General features: G+C 49.1%; 21 protein-coding genes and 1 other RNA gene. 9 read left to right on the top strand and 13 right to left on the bottom strand.

The features are described 5' to 3' along the window. Positions 1 to 33 precede the first annotated feature (33 nt). The 4 genes from BFC18_RS08210 to BFC18_RS08195 are packed head-to-tail and all read right to left on the bottom strand — an operon-like array spanning position 34 to position 4296. Positions 34 to 1206 carry an FAD-dependent monooxygenase gene (locus BFC18_RS08210; protein ID WP_083272972.1) on the bottom strand — a complete coding sequence of 391 codons (1173 nt, stop codon included), beginning with the start codon at positions 1204 to 1206 and terminating at the stop codon, positions 34 to 36. Positions 1207 to 1216: 10 nt separating this feature from the next. Beyond that, on the bottom strand, positions 1217 to 2413 hold the full coding sequence (ubiH, locus tag BFC18_RS08205; protein WP_070125068.1) for a 2-octaprenyl-6-methoxyphenyl hydroxylase: 1197 nt from the start codon (positions 2411 to 2413) through the stop codon (positions 1217 to 1219). 3 nt (positions 2414 to 2416) lie between these two features. Next, positions 2417 to 3727: a Xaa-Pro aminopeptidase gene (pepP, locus tag BFC18_RS08200; protein ID WP_070125067.1), complete on the bottom strand. Its 1311-nt coding sequence runs from the start codon at positions 3725 to 3727 to the stop codon at positions 2417 to 2419. 2 nt (positions 3728 to 3729) lie between these two features. Next, a complete protein-coding gene (locus BFC18_RS08195) occupies positions 3730 to 4296 on the bottom strand; it encodes a UPF0149 family protein (RefSeq protein WP_083272975.1) in 567 nt (188 codons plus the stop codon). Positions 4297 to 4627: 331 nt separating this feature from the next. Between BFC18_RS08195 and ssrS the strand changes: the two genes are divergently transcribed. The 9 genes from ssrS to BFC18_RS08150 all read left to right on the top strand — a co-directional run bounded on the left by ssrS (position 4628) and on the right by BFC18_RS08150 (position 13243). Continuing rightward, a non-coding RNA gene (gene ssrS, locus BFC18_RS08190) (6S RNA) lies at positions 4628 to 4810 on the top strand. Between the two features lie 21 nt (positions 4811 to 4831). Beyond that, positions 4832 to 5731 carry a ribokinase gene (locus BFC18_RS08185; protein ID WP_070125065.1) on the top strand — a complete coding sequence of 300 codons (900 nt, stop codon included), beginning with the start codon at positions 4832 to 4834 and terminating at the stop codon, positions 5729 to 5731. A 15-nt stretch (positions 5732 to 5746) separates the two neighbouring features. Beyond that, positions 5747 to 6688 (top strand): nucleoside hydrolase, encoded by a 942-nt coding sequence (locus BFC18_RS08180; RefSeq protein WP_070125064.1) that lies wholly within the window; start codon positions 5747 to 5749, stop codon positions 6686 to 6688. Between the two features lie 78 nt (positions 6689 to 6766). Next, positions 6767 to 8371 carry a GAF domain-containing protein gene (locus BFC18_RS08175; protein ID WP_070125063.1) on the top strand — a complete coding sequence of 535 codons (1605 nt, stop codon included), beginning with the start codon at positions 6767 to 6769 and terminating at the stop codon, positions 8369 to 8371. Beyond that, positions 8352 to 8960, top strand: a complete 609-nt coding sequence (locus tag BFC18_RS08170) for a 5-formyltetrahydrofolate cyclo-ligase (protein ID WP_070125062.1) — start codon at positions 8352 to 8354, stop codon at positions 8958 to 8960. Before BFC18_RS08175 ends, BFC18_RS08170 begins: the two co-directional genes overlap by 20 nt. A 119-nt stretch (positions 8961 to 9079) precedes the next feature. Continuing rightward, positions 9080 to 9736 carry a ribose-5-phosphate isomerase RpiA gene (rpiA, locus tag BFC18_RS08165; protein WP_070125061.1) on the top strand — a complete coding sequence of 219 codons (657 nt, stop codon included), beginning with the start codon at positions 9080 to 9082 and terminating at the stop codon, positions 9734 to 9736. A 143-nt stretch (positions 9737 to 9879) separates the two neighbouring features. Further along, the gene (gene serA, locus BFC18_RS08160; protein ID WP_070125060.1) at positions 9880 to 11109 is read left to right on the top strand and encodes a phosphoglycerate dehydrogenase; all 1230 of its coding nucleotides are present in this window, start codon (positions 9880 to 9882) and stop codon (positions 11107 to 11109) included. A 207-nt stretch (positions 11110 to 11316) separates the two neighbouring features. Further along, positions 11317 to 12438: a porin gene (locus tag BFC18_RS08155; protein WP_070125059.1), complete on the top strand. Its 1122-nt coding sequence runs from the start codon at positions 11317 to 11319 to the stop codon at positions 12436 to 12438. Position 12439: 1 nt separating this feature from the next. Then, the gene (locus BFC18_RS08150; protein WP_070125058.1) at positions 12440 to 13243 is read left to right on the top strand and encodes a substrate-binding periplasmic protein; all 804 of its coding nucleotides are present in this window, start codon (positions 12440 to 12442) and stop codon (positions 13241 to 13243) included. Positions 13244 to 13317: 74 nt separating this feature from the next. Here BFC18_RS08150 and BFC18_RS08145 read toward each other — a convergent pair whose 3' ends face one another. The 9 genes from BFC18_RS08145 to aceE all read right to left on the bottom strand — a co-directional run bounded on the left by BFC18_RS08145 (position 13318) and on the right by aceE (position 24067). Further along, entirely contained in the window at positions 13318 to 14061 is a 744-nt protein-coding gene (locus tag BFC18_RS08145; RefSeq protein WP_070125057.1) for a DUF481 domain-containing protein, read from the bottom strand. 178 nt (positions 14062 to 14239) lie between these two features. Continuing rightward, positions 14240 to 15061, bottom strand: coding sequence for a DUF481 domain-containing protein (locus BFC18_RS08140; protein WP_070125056.1), 822 nt, complete (start codon positions 15059 to 15061; stop codon positions 14240 to 14242). A 60-nt stretch (positions 15062 to 15121) separates the two neighbouring features. Next, entirely contained in the window at positions 15122 to 15940 is an 819-nt protein-coding gene (locus BFC18_RS08135) for an HDOD domain-containing protein (protein WP_070125055.1), read from the bottom strand. 75 nt (positions 15941 to 16015) lie between these two features. After that, a complete protein-coding gene (locus tag BFC18_RS08130) occupies positions 16016 to 16297 on the bottom strand; it encodes a DUF1289 domain-containing protein (RefSeq protein WP_070125054.1) in 282 nt (93 codons plus the stop codon). A 113-nt stretch (positions 16298 to 16410) separates the two neighbouring features. After that, positions 16411 to 17121 carry an SIMPL domain-containing protein gene (locus BFC18_RS08125; protein WP_070125053.1) on the bottom strand — a complete coding sequence of 237 codons (711 nt, stop codon included), beginning with the start codon at positions 17119 to 17121 and terminating at the stop codon, positions 16411 to 16413. 80 nt (positions 17122 to 17201) lie between these two features. Further along, entirely contained in the window at positions 17202 to 17699 is a 498-nt protein-coding gene (locus BFC18_RS08120; RefSeq protein WP_070125052.1) for a hypothetical protein, read from the bottom strand. 121 nt (positions 17700 to 17820) lie between these two features. Beyond that, positions 17821 to 19239 carry a dihydrolipoyl dehydrogenase gene (lpdA, locus tag BFC18_RS08115; RefSeq protein ID WP_070125051.1) on the bottom strand — a complete coding sequence of 473 codons (1419 nt, stop codon included), beginning with the start codon at positions 19237 to 19239 and terminating at the stop codon, positions 17821 to 17823. Positions 19240 to 19382: 143 nt separating this feature from the next. Beyond that, complete coding sequence (aceF, locus tag BFC18_RS08110; protein WP_070125050.1) at positions 19383 to 21380, bottom strand: pyruvate dehydrogenase complex dihydrolipoyllysine-residue acetyltransferase; 1998 nt, start codon at positions 21378 to 21380, stop codon at positions 19383 to 19385. Positions 21381 to 21400: 20 nt separating this feature from the next. Further along, the gene (gene aceE, locus BFC18_RS08105) at positions 21401 to 24067 is read right to left on the bottom strand and encodes a pyruvate dehydrogenase (acetyl-transferring), homodimeric type (RefSeq protein WP_070125049.1); all 2667 of its coding nucleotides are present in this window, start codon (positions 24065 to 24067) and stop codon (positions 21401 to 21403) included. Between the last annotated feature and the right edge of the window lie 148 nt (positions 24068 to 24215).

Here is a 24215-nt window from a genome sequence, read left to right as displayed (position 1 = left end):
TCAGTGCTCGAATTACTGTTCGGTGGCGCCCTGCTACCATCCCATTGCCTGCGCCAACCACTGACGCTTTAGTCCCGGTAGGGAATCGGTCACCACCAGTCCGGCTCCACGAATTAGTTTTTTCAGTGGATTATCACCCGCAAACAATGTTTTAAAACCGTCCATGGCGGCAATCACGGCAGCGGCATCGGCTTTTCTTGCACGTTCGAAACTACGTAACTGTGCCACATCGGTAAAATCCACATCTTGCTGTACACACGTTTTCAATGTGTCAGCCAATGCGAAAGCGTCGCGCATTCCCAGGTTCACGCCTTGCCCAGCAAGGGGATGGATAGTATGTGCAGCATCACCAATGATCACCACACCGGGTTTCACCCATTGTCTGGCATAACGCATGGTTAGCGGAAAAGACATGCGTTCACTGTCGAGGGTTAATACGCCCAACACACTGTCGCTGGTCGCCGTAAGGCGATGGCTGAATGTGTCATTATCCAGAGCGAGAATGTCTTGCGCCACTTCGTTACGTTGAGACCACACAATGGACACTTCATTAGGGTTCGCCAACGGCAACAAGGCCAATGGCCCGTCGGGCGTGAAAACTTGTCTGGCACATTGGCCATGGGGCTTCTCGGTGCGAATGGTGGCGACAATGGCAGTGTGGCCATAATCTTTAAATGCCAGCGGAAACTGGGCTTGTTGACGAATGTAGGAATTGGCGCCATCGGCCCCCACCAGCAATCGACAGGCAATCACTTCGTCGTTGTTCAGCATCAGCATGGTTTCACGCTGGCCGGTGAGCACTTTGTCTATTTTCGCCTCGATCAATTTTACCGAGGCTTGCTGCGCTACTTTTTCTGCCAGGGCGTTGGTGAGTAATTGATTCTCAATGATATGACCAAGCTGCGGCGCGGGGAGATCGTCGTGGCTGAAATCGATACGACCGAAGCTATCTTTATCCCACACGCTCATGGTTTTGTAAGGGCTTAAACGGTTGGTCGGCATGCGTTGCCACACACCCATGTCGGTTAATACTTGCTGATTCGCGCCGTTTATTGCACTTACGCGCAATGTGGGGGCTTCCGGCATCGCTTGTTCGAAAGGCTGATTGCTGATCACGGCCACATTAAGGCCACTGCTGTCTAATGCCGACGCGAGACTTAATCCCACCATGCCGCCACCAACAATGGCGATATCCACATTTTCCACTTAGTTCTCCTTAAGCGCCAGGCGCAAATCCAGTGGTTTGTCTGACAAACGCCTGCTTCAACGACGGACAATTATCCATGGCGACCAGTCCCACATTCCGAAGCCCGGTAAGGCCACGGTTATTATTTGAAAATAAACGCACTAACCCATCAGTAAGCGTAATGGTGGCTTGTTTGTCTTTACTTCGGCTTTGCTGATATTCCCGCAAAACAGAAAACGCGCCGGGGTCGTCGGCTTTTGCCAAGGTTTTCACTAAGCCTATTGCATCCCGTAAGCCAAGGTTGAAACCTTGCCCGGCAATGGGATGAAGGGATTGCGCCGCATTACCACACACCACCGCTCGGTGCGTTACGGGCGTCGTCACTTGTTTAAGTACCAGCGGATAAGCGCTACGTTCACCGACTTGCGTGATAGCGCCCTGTCGCCAGCCAAAAGCTTGCTGCAATAATCGTTTAAAGTCGTTATCGCCAAGCGACATAACGTTATCCACCTTTTCAGGCGGCACTGTCCATACCACAGAAAAACCCTGATCATTTTCTTGTCCGCTCGCCAGCCCAGGGTCATAAGGTAAAAAAGCCAGTGGCCCCTGTGAAGTGAAACGTTCGTAAGCTTTATGATTGTGCGGTTTCTGAGTTAACGCGTTTACAATGACGGCAGTTTGGCCGTAATCGTCTTCCTGGCGTTCAAAACCAAGCTGTTCATCCAGCCCGGAACGCCCGCCGTCTGCCAGCACCACTAATCGGGCCGATACTTGTTGCCCATCGCTAAGAGACAATAAAACGCCATCCTGCTTTCGTTCTACTGTATCCACTGTGAGCGGGCAAAGCAGCGTAAAGTCATCGGTGTCGGGAGCAATTTGAAGCGCCGCACCCAGTTGATGTAATGACACTACTTTGCCAAAGTGATCAACATGAAAATCGGACGCATTGAGCTGGCACAAACCCGCAGCCCCTTTATCCGATACCTGAATATGACGGATAGGCACGGCTCCGGCATGATTAACGTCGATACCTAAACTGCTGAGCTCATCAACGGTGCGTTTCGCCAAGGCGATAACACGGGCGTCGAAGCCAGGATGATGGGCCGACGCTGAATATTGATTGGCTTCGACAAGTGCCACGGAAAAAGAAGTATGGGCAAGCAAACCACGGGCGATAACATGACCCACGGCCCCGCCACCCACAATTACGATATCTGTCTGGATCACCAGTTAAGACTTCCTCATTAATGCTTCAATCTGGTCGATTTCTTTTGGTACATCGGACGTGATTACGTCTGCCCCGGTAGCCGTGATCACCAGGTTATCTTCGATTCGCACGCCTATGCCGCGATACTGCGCATCCACATCAGCATCTGGGGCGATGTAAATACCTGGCTCGATAGTGATCACCATGCCTGGCTGCAGGGGCCGTTCTTCACCATCCAGACGATAATCACCTACATCGTGCACATCCAGGCCGAGATAATGCCCAATGCCGTGCATGAAAAATTCGCGATACGACAACGCCTCAAGATTTTCTGCTACCGAACCAGATAACAGCCCCAGTTTAATCAGCCCTTCGGTGATCACTTCGGCCGCCACATTACCGGCTTCAGTAAGGGTCATTCTTGGTCCGATGCGGTCAAGAATGGCCATTTGTGCATCTAACACCAGTTGGTAAATTTCCCGCTGGGGCTGCGTAAATGTACCCGATACCGGAAAAGTACGCGTGATGTCGCCAGCGTAGCCGAAGTATTCTGCGCCGGCATCGATCAGGATCAAGTCGCCGTCTTTTACTTCATCGGCGTTTTCGGTGTAGTGCAAGATACAGGCGTTGTCGCCACTGCCTACGATGGTGCCGTAAGCCGGACTTCGCGCGCCAGACATAGCAAATTCGTGATGCAGTTCAGCTTCAAGCTGATACTCAAAGCAGCCAGGATGGGCAAATTTCATGGCGCGGCAATGTGCGCGGGCCGATATTTTGCCTGCAGCCTTCATTAACGCGACTTCACAGGAAGATTTAAACAGGCGCATCTCATGAATGAGTGGCAGGATGTCGTGTAGTGCACCCGGAGCGAGATTTTCTTTAGGCGCGGCTGCGAGTGTTGTACAAGCGCGCTGTATTTCTGTACTTGCCGCCATATTGCCGAACGGGAAATACACATGGTCGTGTCCGCCCAGCCATTCTTTCAACACATGGGGCAATTCGTCTGAAACAAACGCTTCGTCGAGAGAAAATTCAGATAACCCAGCATCAGCACCCAGCCTTCTGCCCTGCCAGATTTCAGCCTGTTTATCTTTAGGGCGGAATACCATGGCCCGGTACGGGTCGGAGAATTGGCTATGATTCGATAACAGCAGCCAGGCGTCAGGTTCGGCAAACCCGGTGAGGTACCAGAAATCGCTGTCCTGCCGGAATGTGTATTCGGTGTCGCGACTGCGGGTCACTAAACTCGCCGCAGGAATAACACAAACACTTTCCGGCTCGCACAATGCAAGCAGACGATGCTGTCGAGCTATAAATTCCTGCGGACTAATCATAATTAATGTACCGATGGTTTATCTTTTTGATCTTCAATGAGTGACTGACCCAGCTCATTGAAACACAGCAGTGCGGAAATCTTCACGTATTCCACCACTTCAAAAAGTGCTCGCTCAGATTCTTCATCTTCTGTCATGGGTTCTTCCATGCGCGCGATGTCAGAGAAGTCCTGCAACGCTTCTTTTACATCTTCAGAGCATTGCATCATGTCTTGCTGATACAAACCAAAGCCCAGCATAAAGCCCTGTACCCAATTAATCAGGCCCAAACCGCGATCATTAATAGGCGCTTTATCGTCGGGCAGCATCAGACTGAGGGTAAATTCAGCTTCGACCAACTGCTGACATAAGCTATTAAATACATCGGTGAGCATATTTTCCAGCTCCGGCGGGAACGCCGCGCCCTGGTTCAGCGTGTCTTTTAACACATCCAGCCATTTGCGTTCCGATACCGGCATGCCGCCGCTTAACATACCGCAAAGAATGCCCTGCAGCTCAGCGCCGTCGGCGATAACATCATATTGCGACAGCGTGTTAGTCACGCGGTCATAATCAAGTTGCTTTTCCACGAAAAAATTCCATTGGTTAATTGCCGCCATGCTAACAAAAAGGCGTATTAAAACCCAGTTTAACCCATTTTCGTGCTCAGCGATTGCGCACTTGAATCAATGCCTCTTTCAACCGCAACCGGAATGCTTTAGGATCGCTCCTGTTGATGATACAAACCTGTTTAATTAAGCATCAAGCTTAACCAAATGGTCAGGATGCGAACCCCTTACCACAACAGGCTTTGAGCCAATAATTCAGTGTTTTTTTACAAAGTAATGTAAACTTATGCAGGTGATCCGCTTCACGAAGCCTGTCGTTTGATATACTCTGTTGCGCTGTTTTTATAATCTATGTCTTCTGGAATGTTCGCCAGTTCATTCATGTCCCTGGCCGATGCTTTAAACCTAGGAAGATGACATTGTTGCTATTGTGCAAGCTCGGCGCGTACCGAGAAGCCTACGGCAATGACGAGTCTTCCGCCCTGAATCTTTCGGTTCACGGGCGAACGATGAACAGCGGCATTCTGGAAGGCGCCCTCTTTCGACGGAAGTAGAAATGGCAGTTATCAATTTTGGTTCAATAAACATCGATCACGTCTACCATGTAGAGCATTTCGTACGCCCGGGTGAAACCCTGGCCTCCACAAAATACAGTCAGTTACTGGGTGGCAAAGGTGCCAATCAGTCTATTGCACTGGCCTGCGCTGGCGCAGATGTGAAGCACGTAGGTGCTATTCACCAGTCTGATGCCGCTTTTAAACAAACGCTTATTCGCCACGGTGTGGATTGTCAGTATATGGCTTGCGGTGAAACACCGTCTGGTCACGCGATTATCCAAGTCACGCCTAGCGGCGAAAACGCCATTGTGTTGTTTGGTGGCGCCAATCAAACCATTACCGATGCCACCGTACGTAAAGCGTTAAGCGATACCACGTCTGCTGACTGGGTACTGACTCAGAACGAAACCAGCAGCATTGCAGACATTCTTTCACAGGCAAAAGAGAAAGGTCTGAAAGTGGCGTTTAACCCCGCCCCTATGAGCGAGTCGGTTAAGTCGCTGCCATTGGAATGCGTTGATTTACTCATAGTTAATGAAACGGAAGCCGCAGCGATTACCGGACAAGATGAGTTTGAAGACATCATCAGCTGGTTTAAAGAGAACTGGAAACAGGGCGAAGTGATCCTGACCATGGGTAAAGACGGTGTGATGATGCTGCGTAAGAGCGGCGACATCATCAAAGTGGATGCTTTCACCGTAGATGCGGTTGATACCACTGCCGCAGGCGACTGTTTTATCGGCTATTTTTTGTCGGCCTACAGTAATCACACCGATGCTAAACAGGCACTCGTTCGTGGCTGTGCGGCATCAGCCATAGCGGTTACCCGTGAAGGCGCAGCGCAATCTATTCCACAACAAAAAGAAGTCGATCGTTTTCTGGCTAAGCATGCCCGATAGTTCACAAGGATAATTATGACTCACAAAATTATTCTCGATACCGATCCGGGTATCGATGATGCAATGGCGATATTTTTCGCCTTCCAACACCCTGAAATTGAAGTGCTGGGCCTGACCACCGTATTCGGAAACGTACCGGTAACCATGTCTGCCCGCAACGCGCTTACCCTGTGTGAACTGGCTGGTGAAGATATTCCAGTAACGCAAGGCGTAGGTATGCCATGGGTTGGTCCCGAATCGGGCTATGCCCACTTCGTGCACGGTGACGACGGCTTTGGTAATACTTTCCCGGAAGCGTCGAAGCGCGAACTGGACCCACGCAGCTCTGCACAATTTATTGTCGACATGGCGCGCCAGTATCCTGGTGAAATTACCCTCGTTGCGATTGGCCCACTGGGTAACCTGGCATTAGCACTGCGTCTTGAGCCTGAATTACCCAAACTCATTAAAGGCGTAAGCATTATGGGTGGTGCGGCGTTTGTGCCTGGCAACGTAACCCCGGTAGCTGAAGCGAACATTTGGAACGATGCCCATGCCGCAGCAATTGTTTTTGCTGCCGACTGGAAAGTCACGATGTTTGGTCTGGATGTCACGCTGAAAACGCCATTCACGCCAGCATTTTTGGATGAGCTGGAAGCCCGCAACGACAAACTGGGCGGCTTTGTGAAAAAAGTATCGCAGTTTTATGTGGACTTCTATTCAGCCAACCGCGACGAGCGAGTGTGTTTCTTCCACGACTCGTTCCCGCTCGCTCACCTGGTTCACCCTGAGTACTTTGCTATTACCAGCGGTCACGCCCGTGTAGGTACCGGCGAACTGGATCGCGGGCAAACCGTTATCGCACCGGCTGGCTCTACGCCAAGCCCGCTTTGGAATGAAGCGAACATGGTGGACGTGGCCGTGGATGTTGACCACGAAAAACTGGAACAATTGTTCATCAGCACCTACGCTTTATAAGCTAAGGGGCGATATTTCCATTTTGAAAAGCGCCTCCGGGCGCTTTTTTTTGTGACTTAAGGACAATCACGAGGATTTATGATCCAGCCCCCATTACCGGAAAATGAAGAGGCTCGCCTGGCCGAATTACTCAGTTACGGTGTTCTCGACACCCAAAGCGAAGACCTCCTTGACGATATTACCAGCCTGGCTTCGGAGATCTGCGAAACGCCAATCGCACTTATCAGCCTGGTGGACCCAGACCGTCAGTGGTTTAAATCTAAAGTCGGTTTAGATGTCGACGAGACCCATCGCAATATTTCATTCTGCGGCCACGCGATTTTGAAAGATGAACTGATGGAAGTGAACGATACCCTGCTCGACAAGCGCTTCCATGATAACCCGCTGGTTACCGGCGAACCTAACATTCGCTTTTACGCAGGCACACCGCTTGTTACGCCAACAGGCTACCCGCTGGGCACACTTTGCGCCATTGACCGAGAGCCTCGCACCCTCACCGACTTGCAACGCAATGCACTTGCGACATTAGGGCGTAGTGTTATTGCACACCTGGAACTACGTAAACAAAACCATGTACTGAAACAGGTGAATACCCTTAAAGCCCGATACCTGAGCGATATTAGCCACCGCTTTAAAACCCCGCTGAAATCGATTTGCACATTCAGCAATTTGTTGCAGGAAGAATCTCGTGCATCGGCATTACCACCGTTATTCCGCCATTCACTGGGACTTATTGAACAAAGTGGCCTCGGCCTGATGCGGGCGGTCAACAGTATTCTTGCTACCGAAGCTGTCGCTGGGGGCGTTGAACACGCCGCAACGGACTACACCCCCACCCGGCCTTTTTTCCATCATATTTTTCATAGTCTGGAAGGATTGGCCAAACAGAAGAACATGACGTTTCGCGGTAAGCTCGATGGTAATGTGCCTGAAAGCTTGTTGTTGGATGAAACCCAACTGGGCAAAGTCATCATGAAAGTCACGGGTAATGCATTGCAATATTCGCAAAAGAACATGCCCATTGAGATGAGTGTGCATTACTACCACAATGAATTGATCATTACCGTTAGAGACAACGGTCACGGTATGTCTGATGAGCAGTTGCTCGCTTTTGTGTCGAACCGACAGAATGGGGCGCTACCTAAGCTTGTTGAATCAATGCGCGGTAAGCTTAAAGTAAAGTCCGCACCGGGCGCGGGCACCTTGGTGACTTTCTCCGTTACCGTAGAGCCTGTTCACACGAAACCGGCACCAGGCAACAATGAAGAATTGGATGCTGCATCTTCAGATCCAATACAGAAGATAATGCCGCTACTCATGAAATCGCCACGCATTCTTTTTGTAGAGCAAGACGAAGCACATCAACAGGAAATGGTGACAACCCTGGCAGACGTCCGTTTGCAAGCCGACCTTGCCGACAACGAGCAACAAGCCATGGCGCTGATAGATGCACAACCCTACGATTTAGTAATCATGTCGGCGTCTACCTGTAGTCACGCAACACTGGAAAAGGTACGCAAGCATCATCCCTGCACTCCCCTCGTTGCTGTAAGTGACGAGTTATTTGTGGATGAAACCAACCGGATACCTGCCGATTACGTCACCGCCCGGCCGTTGAATGGTGATACACTATCGCCAATCTTAAGCTTTTACCTTATAGCAGATGGCAAGTTTACCCAGTGAAGGATTATCCCGAGGCGATTTACGCAAGCGCTTACGCACCCAGCGCAATAGCCTGACACCGGAAGCACAGCATGACGCAGCCCACATGCTCGCAGAACAGCTCACCAAGCTACCAGAATGGCAGCGGGCGAATACAGTGGCGGCATACCTGGAGAACGACGGTGAGGTCGGTTTACAGGCGGTGATAAATTCAGCAAATCAGGCAGACAAAATCCTCAGTCTGCCTGTTATCCACCCTTTTAACCGCCAGCATTTGTTATTTCTGCGCTACCACCAAAACACCGTACTCACCCGAAACCGCTTCAATATTCAGGAACCGGTTTTGCGGTGCCCAGACGTGGTGCCTTTTTCCCACCACCAGCTTATTTTAATGCCGCTAGTGGGCTTCGACGCTGATGGGAATCGTTTGGGCATGGGCGGAGGCTTTTACGACAGGGTGTTAGCGCCTTACCGACACCGAGAGAACCGCCCCCTCCTTATTGGTACGGCCCACGATTGCCAACACGTTGATCATCTGCCCATCGAACCCTGGGATTTCCCCCTTGATATGGTGATAACGCCGTCACACGTGTTCAGACCAGCGCGATAATCTTTCACACGCTTTTGGCCCTTGCTCGCCAGGGCTTTCAGTGATGTGCAGATTCAGAACAAAAATAAACAGGTTGCGCATTTTTCGGTTAAACTTCAGCAAAACTTTGGAGAAACCCTATGGATCAGAACGCAAAGAAAAAAGCGGTGGCCGAGGCGGCCGTAAAATACATTAAGGCTGACACCATTGTTGGCGTTGGCACAGGCTCAACAGTTAACTTTTTTATCGATGCACTGGCAGAGATTAAACATACCATCGTTGGTGCTGTTTCAAGTTCAGACGCATCTACCGAACGCCTAAAGGCCCACGGTATTGAAGTGTTTTCGCTGAACGAAGTGGATGCGCTGGATGTGTATGTAGATGGCGCTGATGAAATCACCGAACACAAACATATGATTAAAGGTGGCGGTGCGGCGCTGACCCGTGAAAAAATTGTTGCAGCGGTAGCAAAAACCTTTGTCTGTATTGTGGATGACAGCAAACAGGTTCCCGTACTGGGCAACTTCCCGCTGCCTGTGGAAGTGATTCCAATGGCCCGTTCTTACGTGGCCCGCGAGCTAGTTAAACTGGGCGGCGACCCGGTTTATCGTGAAGGCGTAATTACCGATAACGGGAACGTTATTTTAGACGTACATAATTTGTCTATTGTTAACCCACGTGAACTGGAAACGACTATCAACGGGCTTGTCGGCGTGGTCACCAACGGCATTTTTGCGAATCGCGGCGCCGATGTTGTGCTGGTCGCCACTGAAAATGGCGTACTCACGCTGGATTAATAAATCACAGTCGTTCATCGGAAGACGCTAAAAATTGGCGTTTTCCGACTAAATAGCACTTTTAACCACCAACGATATCTGTTATTTTGCCCGTATAGACGTCCAGATGTCTTTTTGCAACCAACTAACCGAGATGTGAGGCAATGAGTAAAGTATCCCTACCTAAGGACAAAATCCGTATTCTGCTACTGGAAGGCGTTCACCAGAGCGCGGTGGAAACCCTGGCTAACAATGGTTACACCAACGTGGAGTATCTTAAGACCTCCCTGTCCGAAGAAGATCTCATCGAGAAAGTAAAAGACGTACATTTCATCGGCATTCGTTCTCGCACTCAAATCACCGAAGCCGTGGTTGAAGCAGCACAAAAGCTGGTTGCTGTTGGCTGTTTCTGTATCGGTACCAACCAGGTTGATCTGGAAGCCACACAAATTCGTGGTATTCCGGTATTCAACGCACCGTTCTCCAACACCCGTTCTGTTGCTGAGCTGGTACTGGGTCAATTAATTCTGTTGCTGCGTGGCGTACCTGCTCGTAATGCAAAAGCGCACCGTGGTGAATGGCAGAAAAATGCCGAAGGCTCTTACGAAGCGCGCGGCAAAACGCTGGGTATTATTGGTTACGGCCACATTGGTACACAGCTGAGCATTCTGGCTGAACACTTAGGTATGCGCGTACAGTTTTACGATATCGAAGACAAGCTGGTGCTGGGTAACTCGGTACAAATCAAGTCTCTTGATACACTGCTGGAAACGTCTGACGTAATTTCTCTGCACGTGCCAGAAACCGACTCTACCAAAGACATGATTGGTAAAGATCAGTTCGCGAAAATGAAGAAAGGTGCCATCTTCATTAACGCATCCCGTGGAACCGTTGTCGACATCGACGCCCTGGTAGACACCCTGGAAGCAGATCACCTTGGTGGTGCGGCAGTTGACGTGTTCCCCGTTGAGCCGAAGTCTAACAACGAAGAATTTGAATCGCCACTGCGTAAATTCGATAACGTTATCCTGACTCCACACGTTGGTGGTAGCACGCAAGAAGCGCAGGAAAACATCGGTATTGAAGTGGCGGGTAAACTGGCGAAATACTCTGATAACGGCTCAACCCTGTCTGCGGTTAACTTCCCTGAAGTTTCTCTGCCAGATCACCCGGGCCGTTCACGTCTGCTGCACATCCACGAGAACCGTCCGGGCGTGCTGAATCAAATAAACCAGACGTTCGCTGCAAAAGGTATCAATATCGCAGCACAATACCTGCAAACTGTTGCTGACATCGGTTATGTGGTAGTAGATGTTGAAGCTAACAAAGCGGAAGAAGGTTTACAGGAACTGCAACACATCGCGGGTACCATTAAAACCCGTTTGCTGCACTGATCTTTCAGTTAGCCCATTCCCCTTGAAATCCGGTCTGTTGACCGGATTTTTTTGATCTATTCAACGTCATTCTGACCGCTCTCCTCCCAGCGGGTGTGATCTTTCGCGAATTCCACAGAGTACTTTCATCAATAGTAATAAAACCTATTGCCAAGTAAATGCTGCACGATTTGCTTTGCAGATATACACCTTTAGCAAGGACTGCGAATGCTAAAACACACGTCTCTGTATTTTTCTCTCAGTGCGATCACCTTGTCTGCCTGGCCGGTGATGGCTGCCGATGACATGCCGTTCAACTTAGGTGGACACATTCGGGTTAACTATGGTCATCGCGATTGGCAAGCCCCTGCCATACGTGATGGTTTTGAATTCGAATCGTTAAAACTCACCATCGACGGCGAATTCGACGACTTCTCATATAAAGCGGATTATCGCTGGTATGAAAACACCGATTTCAATACTGTGCGTTATGCTGATTTAACCTACCACTACGATGAATACCTCGATGTCACCGCTGGTATCACGAAGGTGCCCTTCGGTTTACAGCCCTTTGCATCAAACAGCTTTTGGTTCTCGGGCAACTACTACCTGGGCTTCGAGGATGATTATGATGCTGGTGTAGTGGCGAAGTACGAACGCAGAAACTGGACCGTTCAAGCGGCCTACTTTCTCAATGATGAATATAACGACGCAGCCAAATTTGGACGCTATTCCTTCGATGTGGCAGACGATGCAGAGTATCGCAATCAGGAAGATGGACAGTATAATCTTCGCGTGAATTACGCCGCACACATCATTCCTCGCACCACAACCGATGTGGGAGTGTCATTCCAACAAGGCGATATTTTTAATTTCGATACCCAGGACGAAGGTGATATGACCGCGTATGCCGTTCACCTTCGTCATAGCCAAGACCCAATAAAAATTGAACTGCAATATCTCGACTACGATTACGACCTCGCTGCCCCAGAGGGACAGTTAACCGACCGGTTAGCCATGTCTTCCTTCGAGGCACCTTTCTTAATGGCCAGTGCGGGTAAATCGTATATGGCAAACCTGGTCTACACGCTCCCCGTAAGCTTCCGCTCGGTGTCTGACATTAAGTGCTACAGTGAATATACCCTCATTGAACCCGACGTGGAAAATGGCCGTGACAGCACGCAGTGGGTTAACGGTTGCAGCTTTGGCTGGTCGAAGCTATTTGTTTATGTTGATAGCATTCAGGGAAAGAACATGTGGTTTTCTGGCGGCTCGGGCATTGGGCTCGACTTTGCAGACGACCCGCAAAGCACTCACCGATTAAATATCAGTATGGGGATCTATTTCTAACATGCTTAAATCACTACTCATTAAGGCAAGCTTACTGACATTGGCTTTCATGCCTGCCCTCTCACAAGCTCACACGTGGATGACAATTCGCATCGCCACTACCGAATACGCGCCCTATACATCTTCTGAGATGGAACATGAGGGCTATATGAATCACATTATCAGCGAAGCCTTTCTGGAAACTGGCGTTGAAGTAGAATTCGTATCCTTAAGCTGGGATGAAGCGTTAGAAGGTGCATTAAGCGGTAAGTTTGATGCGGTGTCTTACGGCAATTATGTTCGAGAGCGGGAAGATGAATTCTGGCACAGCGAACCGATAACCTCTGAAAACCTGGTGTTTTACGCGAATAAGGCGTCTGGCCCGCGGATGTGGTCTGCCTTGTCTGACATGAAAGACTTTAAAATGGGGATCACCGAAGACTACCTGTACAACAACGAATTGGCTGCTTACATCAAAGAAGGTAAAAATGTGGTTGAAGCAAAAACCGATGTAGACAACTTTAATGCTCTCATCGACGGCGACATTGATGTATTTCCTATCGATGAGCTAACAGGCTGGTATTTGCTGGAGCGGGACTTCAACGATGCAGAACGTGACGAAATCAGCGCTATCGAACCTATTCTTTCCACGGTAACCACGCACTTGTTGGTGCCCAACGGCCGGGATAATCGCTTAGTGCTGGAGCTTTTTAATAAAGGTCTGCAAGAGCTTAAACGTGACGGTTCTTTGGACAAATTTAAGCGATTACTGCGAGAAGGCTATTATCAAGATCCGAAAAAGCCCGTGGATTTTGACAGACGCTAAAACGAAATTTCAGGCATGAAAAAGCCCGGTTAACCTAGCAAGGTTACCGGGCTGTTTGCTATTGCTACAACAACTTAGAAGAAGCTGTAAACCAGTGTTACTGCAGTGGCAGTATCCAGCTTTTCAACACCTTCGTTAACCGTAGAGTTGTGGTCAAGCTTAACCGACAACTTCATAGAAAGGTTACCGCTAATGGTTGCTGAAAGCGCTGATTCCGCACGAGATTTAGTATTCTCGCTACCCACCTCGGTACTGACCGTTTGGGTAAATTTAGCGGTATCAGAAATCAACCATTCGAAGGCACCAGAAGCACGAACGATGAAGCTGTTCTGTTCTACGTCTTCCTGTGTTTCAGCCCACGAATAACCCGGACCCACTGAGTATTCAAGAGAGGTTGTATCGGTTTCCCAAAGCTTTTGGTTCCAACCCGCAGCCACTGTTGACTGATAGTTGTAACTGCTGAAGCGGTCGTCTTCGTACGAAGCAAATCCGAACAGACGGTAATCAGGGTTTTCCAGTTTGTAGTTACCCTGGCCTGATGCGAAGAACTTCTGCGCAGACGTGCGGTTTACTTCTTCCTCATCAACCTCTACGGTTTCCTCTTTGTACAACCCTTCCAGCGTATAGTCGTTGCTCCATTTCTCTAACTCCTGGTGGCCCACTAACGACGCGTTAATTGACGTAGTTTCAGTGTTACCTGAAGTAAAGATAAAACCCAGTCCACCTTCAAGTGTGAACGGTTTAACGTCATCCTGTGCCATTACTGAAGTGGAGCCAAGAGCGCTGAGCAGAGCAACTGCTAAAACTTGCTTTTTCATTTGTATTCCTAATATAGGTTTCCATCACGCCGGTTTGTTGTACTTCTCTATCAACCTTTTAAATCCGACTTAGCGTAAATCATCCGTGATAGTGATTGTTCCCCGTCCCAAAGCGAAGTGCCGTTCCGATGGCACTGCTAATAGCGCGCTGTCGTTCAGCGACGTCTTTTATTATTTTTTAAAAAAATCGGTAAACGATTGATACCGAAGTTTCTGTGTTTAGCCCTTCCACATCTTCCAAAGGAGACGTTTCATAGGCCAAGTTGAAAGAAAACTTCATTGCCAGAGAATCAAACAAGTTTGCAGACAACGCGGTAGTTGAACGGGTTTTGATGTTCTCCGCTCCCACCTCAGCACTCAGGAACTGTCGTAACTGGGCACCGGTATTCCACATATATTGATACTCGCATGAAGCCCGGGCGATAAACCCGTTATTCACATTAGATTCAGTGCCATCTTCAACAGAAACGAAGGCATAGCCCGGACCCACGCTGTAAACAAAAGAGCTTTCGTCTTCGTTCCACATACGTTGCGACCAACCAGCTGCCAGTGACGCCCGATAATCGTAACCGTTAAAACGGTCATTCTCATAATCAGCGTACATGAAAGTACGTTGTCCCGGCGTCATAAGTTTATAATCAAATTGCGCAGCGCCAAAAAAACGCTGAGCGGTGACTTCGCTGGTTTCTTCGCCGTCATCATTTTCAGTTTTACTTTGCTTATAAAGTAATTCTGCGGCGTAATTGTTGTTCCAACGCGCGGTTTCATGTTCAGAGCGCAAAGCGGCTTTCAATGAATTCGCGTTGGTATTACCGGTTGCGGCCAGCAAACCTAGTTCACCACCGAGGGTAAAACGCGGCTGTCCACCATCACCGATTTCGCCGAAATCGGTGTGATACAACGTTTGGATCAGGTTTCTATCGGCAGCCTGAGCCGTACACAGGCAGCCCGAAAAGCAGGCAGCCGCCAGAAGAAACCGGGTTATAAACGGATTTAACATGTTATATTTTTTTTATTTAGCGCACTTGTTAAGAACCGTCCCTGGCGATTGATCATATTCTTACAGGATTAATGCAGATACCTTGAAGGTTTCTTGATCCGCGAATGCGATTGCATTACCCAGGGTCTCTCCCTGAACCACTAATTTATTAGCTATCTCAGGTGTGACAAGTTCAATCTCACCGTAATCTGCGTGCAGATTTTGACGAATTGTAACCCGCATTGAAGCGGCCAACAAACCAATATCCACATCTTCAGCTTGTTTATTACTTATGTGAACATTTTTTACCGGGTAATAAAGCGGCAAAGGCAGCTGCCAACGTTCCATAATCTCACCTGAGCATGCCGCAAAGGTAAATCCAAAATGGGTTTGCTGCTTCTCCCATGGCAACAGCGAACTGTCATCTGCGCAGTATTTCAGATAACGCCCGGGATCTTTCTTTGCCACCACTAACTCACCAAAATGCGCCAAAATTCCCAGGGCAAAAAACCGCTCATCCCCTCTCAATCCGGTGTGTCTGGCCAGATACTTTGCCAACATGCCGTTGTACACCGATACCTGCCAATGATTGGCCAGATTAATGTGTTCACTGTTGAAATGACTGAAAGCAGAATTGGCCGTTTCAGCAATAACCAGATTGTACAAGGCTTCACCACCAATAACGTTAACAGCCTTGGTGATAGAATCGATTTGAGACGGAAAACGAAAAAGCGCACTGTTCGCTAACCGGAGAATCTTAGCGGTTAATGATGGATCAATTGCAATCAATTGCCCCACGTCATGCATGTCAGAACGCGCATCATCTAAGACTTCTCTGATTTTTACGCAGACAGTGGGGAATGTGAAGGACTGAGAAGCAAACTTTACATACTTTTCCATAAACGATGCACTTACCTGATTTGTTATTCTGATGCGTTTGCGATTCAACGTCGATTCAGACGCTGTACATGGGTGCTAGTCGCCTTCGGGGAACAAAGACTGTTGCTCTGGCGTATCTACACCGCCTGCGTTACCTGCATCATTAGATTGACGCAGGGCCAACGCTTTGCGACGCTGACAAGCACGAATGATAGTGCGTTTGGCAGCATCGTCTATTTTCAGCCAGTACAAGCGCTCATCCCGGCTGCGATAGCAACCTAAACAATAACCCTTTGGCCCAGACTGGCATACACCCACGCAAGGACTGGGTACCGCAAAGATTTCTAGTTGATCAGGGTGATGTGCTTTTACCGCCATCTTTTACCTATTTGACTCATCAACACGCTTCTCTGCCAGTTCGTTGTGAAACAGTGTAGACGCTAAGCTGCCCGCACCGCAATCAGATGCGGTCTTTATCTGTATATAAGGATTCAGTCGACCAGCGTATAATCGATGGTAGATACTACTCTTACTTTTTTGATATACGGCTGATGACCATCTCTTGGCGAAATACTGAACTGCCCCTGATTTGCCCGCTTAATTTTCCCCAGCTGACTATTTGAATCATGGGCAAACTTCTCTGCCACTTCCCGGGCATTTAGCGTAGCTTCTTCAATCATATCCGGTTTTACTTCATTCAGACGGCTGAATACGTATTCAGGTTTGGCATCCCATTGTTGATTAGCGAACGCCACGCCTTGTTTCAGCAAGTCGGTAATATCCGGCATCACTGAACGCACCAACTCTACGTTTTCGGAATAAACGGTCACGGTCTGGATGGCGCTGTAGCGAAATTCCACCTTACTGTCACCACCATATTGCTGCGCCAGTTTATCGGTGATTTCTGGCTGATTAACAGTGATGTCTTCTGGTTTTATGCCCCGCTCTGTTAGGAATCGGGTCACCATGGCTGAATGCATCTCCAGAGTGTCGTACATATCGGATAAGTCATTACTGGCTTCATTAAACTGTATGGGCCAAATCACGTGATCTGCGGGATACTCCCGCTCTGACAACCCTTTTACCGTAATCACCCTGTCCCAGGTTTTAAAACCTATTATTGCACTGGCTATCTGTGCGCCCATTAACCCGAAAGCAATTACGAGCCCGGCGCCGATAATACTTGCTGACGCTTTGTTCATCGTTGAATCCTATATACATCCATCAATTGCAATCATCATACAAACGAATAAAGGCTTTGCTACGATGGAATTATGGCGAATTATGTCGATGCCTCGGGCTGCTTTGGATCATCAAAATACCTTTCTCGCTCATGGATAACGATCCAGCCATCGATGTAGATACTCTTTGGACGTCTGACATCGTAAATAATGCCTTGTTCAAACCAATCAACCACTTTCTCTGATGCGATGCTCAGTGTGCCGTCGCGGTAGAAATTTCGCAGTAAAAGCGGCCGGTCGAACTGCATGTGCGTGCGTGGCGATACAGGCTTAGTAAAGGCAATATTGCCCACTTTAAAAGTGATATTCTCTTCACCGGTATTCAGCACTTTCATGGGAATGTAGCGGAAGCGCTTATCGGACTCAGGGTCGATAGCCTGATAGTCGATAAACACGAAATCGCTTTTGCGCAGCTCGTGGATAAGCGCCTGAGCCTGCCAGGACTGATACTGAAGGTAAAGTAGGTACGCGAGTAACAGGCCAGCAATGACCAGAATGTCATTGTAAAGTTTTATGAGCCTCCATGCTTTTGCCCCCATTATTACCCTCCGACGTTTTTCTTCACATTACACGCCGTCTATTTATTAAACAACCCTGACTTTTACGCAGGCATAAAAAAACGAGGCCGAAGCCTCGTTTCTATTTAACCGTTAAAAGCGCTTATTTCTTTTTCGCTTTCGGGTTAGGCAGGTCAGTGATGCTGCCTTCGAAGATTTCACACGCCAGACCGATTGACTCGTTCAGTGTTGGGTGAGCATGGATAGTCAGACCTACGTCTTCTGCATCGGCGCCCATCTCGATAGCCAGACCGATTTCGCCCAGCATTTCACCGGCGTTAGTACCAACCATTGCGCCACCGATAACACGTGCAGTGTCTTTATCGAAGATCATTTTGGTCATACCGTTAGTTGCGTCAGACGCGATAGCACGACCAGAAGCAGCCCATGGGAATGTGGCAGTTTCGTAGTTGATGCCCTGCTCTTTCGCTTCTTTCTCAGTCAGACCAACCCAGGCAACTTCTGGCTCAGTGTAAGCGACTGAAGGAATGCAACGTGGGTCGAAGTAGTGTTTCTTACCAGCAATAACTTCTGCAGCAACATGACCTTCGTGAACCGCTTTGTGCGCCAGCATAGGCTGACCAACCAGGTCACCGATTGCGAAGATATGGTCAACGTTGGTTTTCATTTGCTTGTCTACGTTGATAAAGCCACGCTCATCAACATTTACACCAGCAACGTCTGCGCCTACCAGTTTACCGTTAGGGCGACGACCAACAGCTACCAGTACTTTGTCGTAACGTACGGCTTCAGCAGGCGCATTCTTGCCTTCGAAAGTGACATACAGGCCATCATCTTTTGCTTCAACCGCGGTCACTTTGGTTTCCAGCATGATGTTGAACTTGTCTTTATAGTCTTTCATGAAGACTTTCATGATGTCTTTGTCAGCAGCAGGGATCAGTTGGTCAAGGAACTCAACCACATCGATTTTCGCACCCAGTGCTTCGTAAACTGTACCCATTTCCAGACCGATGATACCACCGCCCAGAACCAGCATTTTTTCTGGAACATCTTTCATTTCCAGTGCGCCGGTAGAGTCGATTACGCGGTCATCTTCAGGGATGAAAGGCAGAGATACTGGCTCTGAACCTGCAGCGATGATCGCTTTTTCGAAAGTAATGGTGGTCTTGCCATCTTTACCTTCTACTTCCAGGGTGTTTGCGCCGGTGAATTTACCGTAACCCTGAACGTGATTAACTTTACGCATTTTAGACATGCCAGCCAGACCTTTTGTCAGCTGACCAACAACGCCGTCTTTATAAGCGCGGATTTTGTCCAGATCGATTTCAGGCTCGCCAAACGTTACACCGTGAGATGACAGGTGTTTAGCTTCCTTGATCACTTTAGCAACATGCAGCAGGGCTTTTGAAGGGATACAGCCTACGTTCAAACATACCCCACCCAACGTTTCACGGGCGTCTACGATAACGGTTTCAATACCTAAATCAGCAGCGCGGAAAGCGGCGGAATAACCACCAGGTCCTGCGCCCAATACTACTAACTGCGTTTTTATTTCGCTCATTGTGACCTCAAATCTGTCCAAATATTTGATAACTATGTGTTACGGATTGTAACTAGGGCTGTTAATGCCTGTAAAGCCGATACGGCTTTATGATCATAAAAATCACGAAGGGGAGGTATTTATTCCCTCCCCTTCACTTTTTTCTACAGCAGCATCTGGCGCATATCTTCCAGAACTGCTTTTAAGTGTACAGCAAAGCGTGCTGCCACCGCGCCGTCAATAACACGATGGTCGTATGACAGTGATAACGGCACCATCAAACGCGGTTCAAACTCTTTACCATTCCACTTAGGTTTAATGTCGCTCTTCGACACACCCAGGATAGCAACGTCAGGCGCATTCACGATTGGCGTAAATGCCGTACCACCGATACCGCCAAGGCTAGAGATGGTGAAACAGCTACCTTGCATATCTGCAGCTTTCAGTTTGCCATCACGCGCCTTCACGCTGATTTCCATTAACTCTTTGGAAATCTCCATGATGCCTTTCTTATCAACATCACGGACTACCGGTACTACCAGGCCTCCCGGAGTATCTACCGCTATACCGATATGGTAGTACTTTTTCTGAATTAAAGACTCACCGTCGGCAGAAAGTGAAGTATTGAATACCGGGTACGCTTTCAGCGCATCGGCAACGGCCTTCATCATAAATACCAGAGGTGTGATTTTAACGCCCAGCTTACGCTTATCAGCAATCACGTTCTGCTGCTTACGGAAATCTTCCAAATCAGTAATATCGGCTTCTTCAAACTGTGTAACGTGTGGAATGGTTACCCAGTTGCGGTGCAGATTAGGACCGGAAATTTTCTGAATACGCGTTAACGGCTTCTCTTCAATTTCACCAAACTTGGAGAAATCAACTTTAGGCTGCGGGATAACCTGCAGGCCACCGCCATTATTACCAGAAGCTACCGCACCCGCAGTAGCTTTAGGACGCGCCAGTTCATGCTTCACGTATGACTGGATGTCTTCTTTCAGAATACGCCCTTTACGGCCGGTCGCGTCAACCTGTGTGAGGTCAACACCAAATTCACGGGCCAGACGACGTACAGACGGAGACGCATGTACTTTACCTGTCTTAGGCTTGTTGCCTGCAGACGGGTGATGTGGAACCGGCGGCGCTTTCTGCTGAGGCGCTTGCGCGGCCGGAGCCGGTGCTGCTGCAGCAGGCTTGCTTTCTGCTTTAGGCGCAGCGGGTTTCGCCGCACCTTTCACTTTCAGCATGATAACCGGTGTACCTTGAGATGCTTTGTCACCTTGCTTGATAAGCAGTTTGGTAACCGTACCCGCTTTAGGTGCAGGCACATCCATGGTCGCTTTGTCAGTTTCCAGGGTGATCAGGCCATCTTCCGCTTCTACGGTATCGCCTTCAGCAACCAGAATTTCGATAACGTCTACATCAGTATCGCCACCGATATCAGGCACCTGAACTTCAATTTCTTCCTCTGCGGCTTCTTCTGCTGGCGCTTCTTCAGCAGCCGGCGCAGATTCTGCTGTTGGTGCAGCTGCAGCAGGCGCTGATTCCTGTGCCGGCGCAGCAGCTTCACCACCGCCAACTTCCAGCGTCAGAACCAGTGAACCTTCAGAAACCTTGTCGCCCTCTTTTACTTTCAGGCTAACCACTTTACCTGCCTGCGGCGAAGGTACGTCCATGGTTGCTTTGTCAGTTTCAAGCGTGATCAAGCCGTCTTCGGCTTCTACGGTATCGCCTTCAGCAACCAGAATTTCGATAACGTCTACGTCTGCAGCGTCACCGATATCCGGTACAGTAACTTCGATTACCGAAGTACCACCCGACGCTGCAGGTGCAGCGGCAGGTTGTGGAGCTTCTTCTTTTGGCGCTTCCGCTTTTGGTGCTTCAGCAGGCTTTTCTTCAGCTGCTGGCGCACTGTCAGAAGCACCCGCCGCTTCCAGTTTCGCCAGCAAATCGCCTTCAGAGATCTTATCGCCAACTTTAACACTCAGCTCAGATACCTTACCGGCAAACGGTGCTGGAATATCCATGCTGGCTTTGTCGCTTTCTACGGTAACCAGTGCATCTTCCGCTTCTACGGAATCACCCACTGCTACGCAAATTTCGATTACTTCTACCGAATCTTCACCCAGATCCGGTACCAGTACGTCTTTAATATCTGCCATGTTCGTTAGTCTCCCTTAGCTTATGCGTAAAGTGGGTTAACTTTCTCGGCATCAATACCCAGATCTGTCATCGCTTTTGACAGTGTCTTGGCATCAACAGAACCCGCCTTGTACAGTTCATACAATGCAGCGTAAGTCACGTATGCAGCGTCTACTTCGAAGTGACGACGCAGATTCGCACGGCTGTCGGAACGACCGAAACCATCAGTACCCAGTACACGGTAAGCGCCTGGTACGAAGTCACGTACTTGCTCGCCGTAGTTCTTGATGTAGTCAGTTGCAGTGATAGTCGGGCCGTCGTTACCTTCGCTGAGTACTTCAGTGATGTAAGGTACTTTCGCTGTCGCTTCAGGGTGCAGCATGTTGTGACGGTCACAGTTTTGACCATCGCGTGCCAGTTCGTTGAATGACGTTACGCTGTAAACTTCTGCTTCTACGCCGTAGTCAGACGCCAGTTTCGCAGCCGCTTCGCGCACTTGCTCAAGGATGGTACCCGAGCTCAGCAATTTCACTTTCTTATCGCTGCTGCCCACAGTATCCAGCTTGTAGATACCTTTAACGATACCTTCTTCAACGCCCTTAGGCATTTCAGGCTGCTTGTAGTTTTCGTTCATTACTGTCAGGTAGTAGAACACGTCTTCCTGATCTTCCAGCATGCGACGCAGACCGTCTTGAACGATAACAGCAACTTCGTAACCGTAAGTTGGGTCGTAGCTCACACAGTTCGGGATCAATGCCGCCTGAGTATGAGAGTGACCATCTTGGTGCTGCAGACCTTCGCCGTTCAGCGTTGTACGACCAGCAGTACCACCCACCAGGAAACCACGGGTACGTGAATCGCCGGCTGCCCAAGCCAGGTCGCCAACACGTTGGAAACCAAACATTGAGTAGTAGATGTAGAATGGAACCATTGGCAGGTCGTTAGTGCTGTAAGAAGTACCCGCTGCTAACCACGATGCCATTGCACCCAGTTCGTTGATACCTTCCTGCAGTACCTGACCTTTCTTGTCTTCACGGTAGTAAGCAACTTGATCAGAATCTTGTGGCTCGTATTTCTGACCTTGTGAAGAATAAATACCTACCTGACGGAACAGACCTTCCATACCGAAAGTACGGGCTTCATCTGGAATGATAGGTACGATGCGCTTACCGATTTGCTTGTCTTTAAGCAGTGCAGTCAGTACACGTACGAACGCCATTGTGGTAGAGATTTCACGGTCGCCAGAACCTTTAGTGATCGCGTCGAACGCTTTCATTGCTGGCGCTGGTAAATCTTCAGACGCTTTCGCACGACGCACCGGCATGTAACCATGCAGGGCTTCACGACGGGCGCGCAGATACTTCATCTCTTCGCTGTCTTCTTCGAACTTGTAGTACGGCAGATCAGCTAATGCTTCGTCAGATACAGGGATGTTGAAACGATCGCGATACTGCTTAACCGCTTCTTTGTCCATTTTCTTAACCTGGTGGGCAATGTTCTTACCTTCACCAGATGCACCCATACCGTAACCTTTAACCGTCTTGGCCAGGATTACCTGTGGACGACCTTTAGTCTTAGTTGCACGATCGTATGCCGCGTAAACTTTAACTGGATCGTGACCACCACGGTTCAGACGCCAGATGTCTTCATCTGACATGTTAGAAACCATTTCTTTCAGCTCAGGGTATTTACCGAAGAACTTCTCACGAGTATACGCGCCGCCTTTGGCTTTACAGTTCTGGTATTCACCGTCGATGGTCTCGTTCATCAGATCAAGCAGTTTGCCTGACGTGTCACGAGCCAACAGCGGATCCCAGTAGCGACCCCAGATAACTTTGATCACTTCCCAGCCTGCGCCACGGAAAGTACCTTCCAGTTCCTGAATAATTTTTGCGTTACCACGTACAGGGCCGTCAAGACGCTGCAGGTTACAGTTGATAACGAAAGTCAGGTTGTCCAGGCCTTCGCGAGCAGCAAGACCGATAGCACCTAAGCTTTCTGGCTCATCACACTCACCGTCACCCATGTAGCACCATACGCGCTGCTCTGAACAGTCTTTGATTCCGCGATCAGTCAGATACTTCAGGAAGCGAGCAAGATAAATCGCCTGCATTGGACCTAAGCCCATAGAAACCGTCGGGAACTGCCAGAAATCAGGCATTAATTTAGGGTGCGGGTAAGAAGACAGACCTTTGCCGTCTACTTCCTGACGGAAACCGTCCAGTTGTTCTTCGGTCAGACGACCTTCAATGTATGCACGGCTGTAGATACCAGGTGCCACGTGGCCCTGATAGAATACGAAGTCACCGCCGTCTTTTTCATTTGGTGCACGGTAGAAGTGGTTGAAGCCCACATCATACAGCATGGCAGAAGACGCGAAGCTTGAAATGTGACCGCCCAGCTCTAAGTCTTTCTTAGAACCACGCAGAACCATCATCAGGGCATTCCAACGCAGGGCGTTACGGATTTTGCCTTCAATAGTCTGGTCACCAGGCATGGTAGGTTCTTGCCCCGGTGGAATCGTGTTGATGTAAGCCGTGGTTGCGTCGTACGGCAAGTGGGCACCATTTCTGCGTGCTTTCTCAATCAGTGATTCTAATAAAAAGTGCGCTCTTTCAACGCCTTCTTCTTCTAATACTGACTCTAACGACTCCAGCCATTCTTGTGTTTCTTGTGGATCCACATCTTGGTGCATCATTTCAGTCATGGTGCCATCCTATTGTTGCTGATAGTAAAAATCATCCCGCATGGCGAATCCATGGAGGATGAAAGACTAAACTAGGTTGTACTTTGAGCAGGCCTAAGCGGCTCACCCTTTTTCTTTTCTTACCTACTGCTAACCGGCAAGGTATTTT

The organism is Alteromonas confluentis, from assembly GCF_001757105.1.
GTDB lineage: Bacteria > Pseudomonadota > Gammaproteobacteria > Enterobacterales > Alteromonadaceae > Alteromonas > Alteromonas confluentis.
The sequence above is the reverse complement of the archived record's forward strand: the minus strand, read 5'-3'. Positions and strand labels throughout refer to the sequence as shown.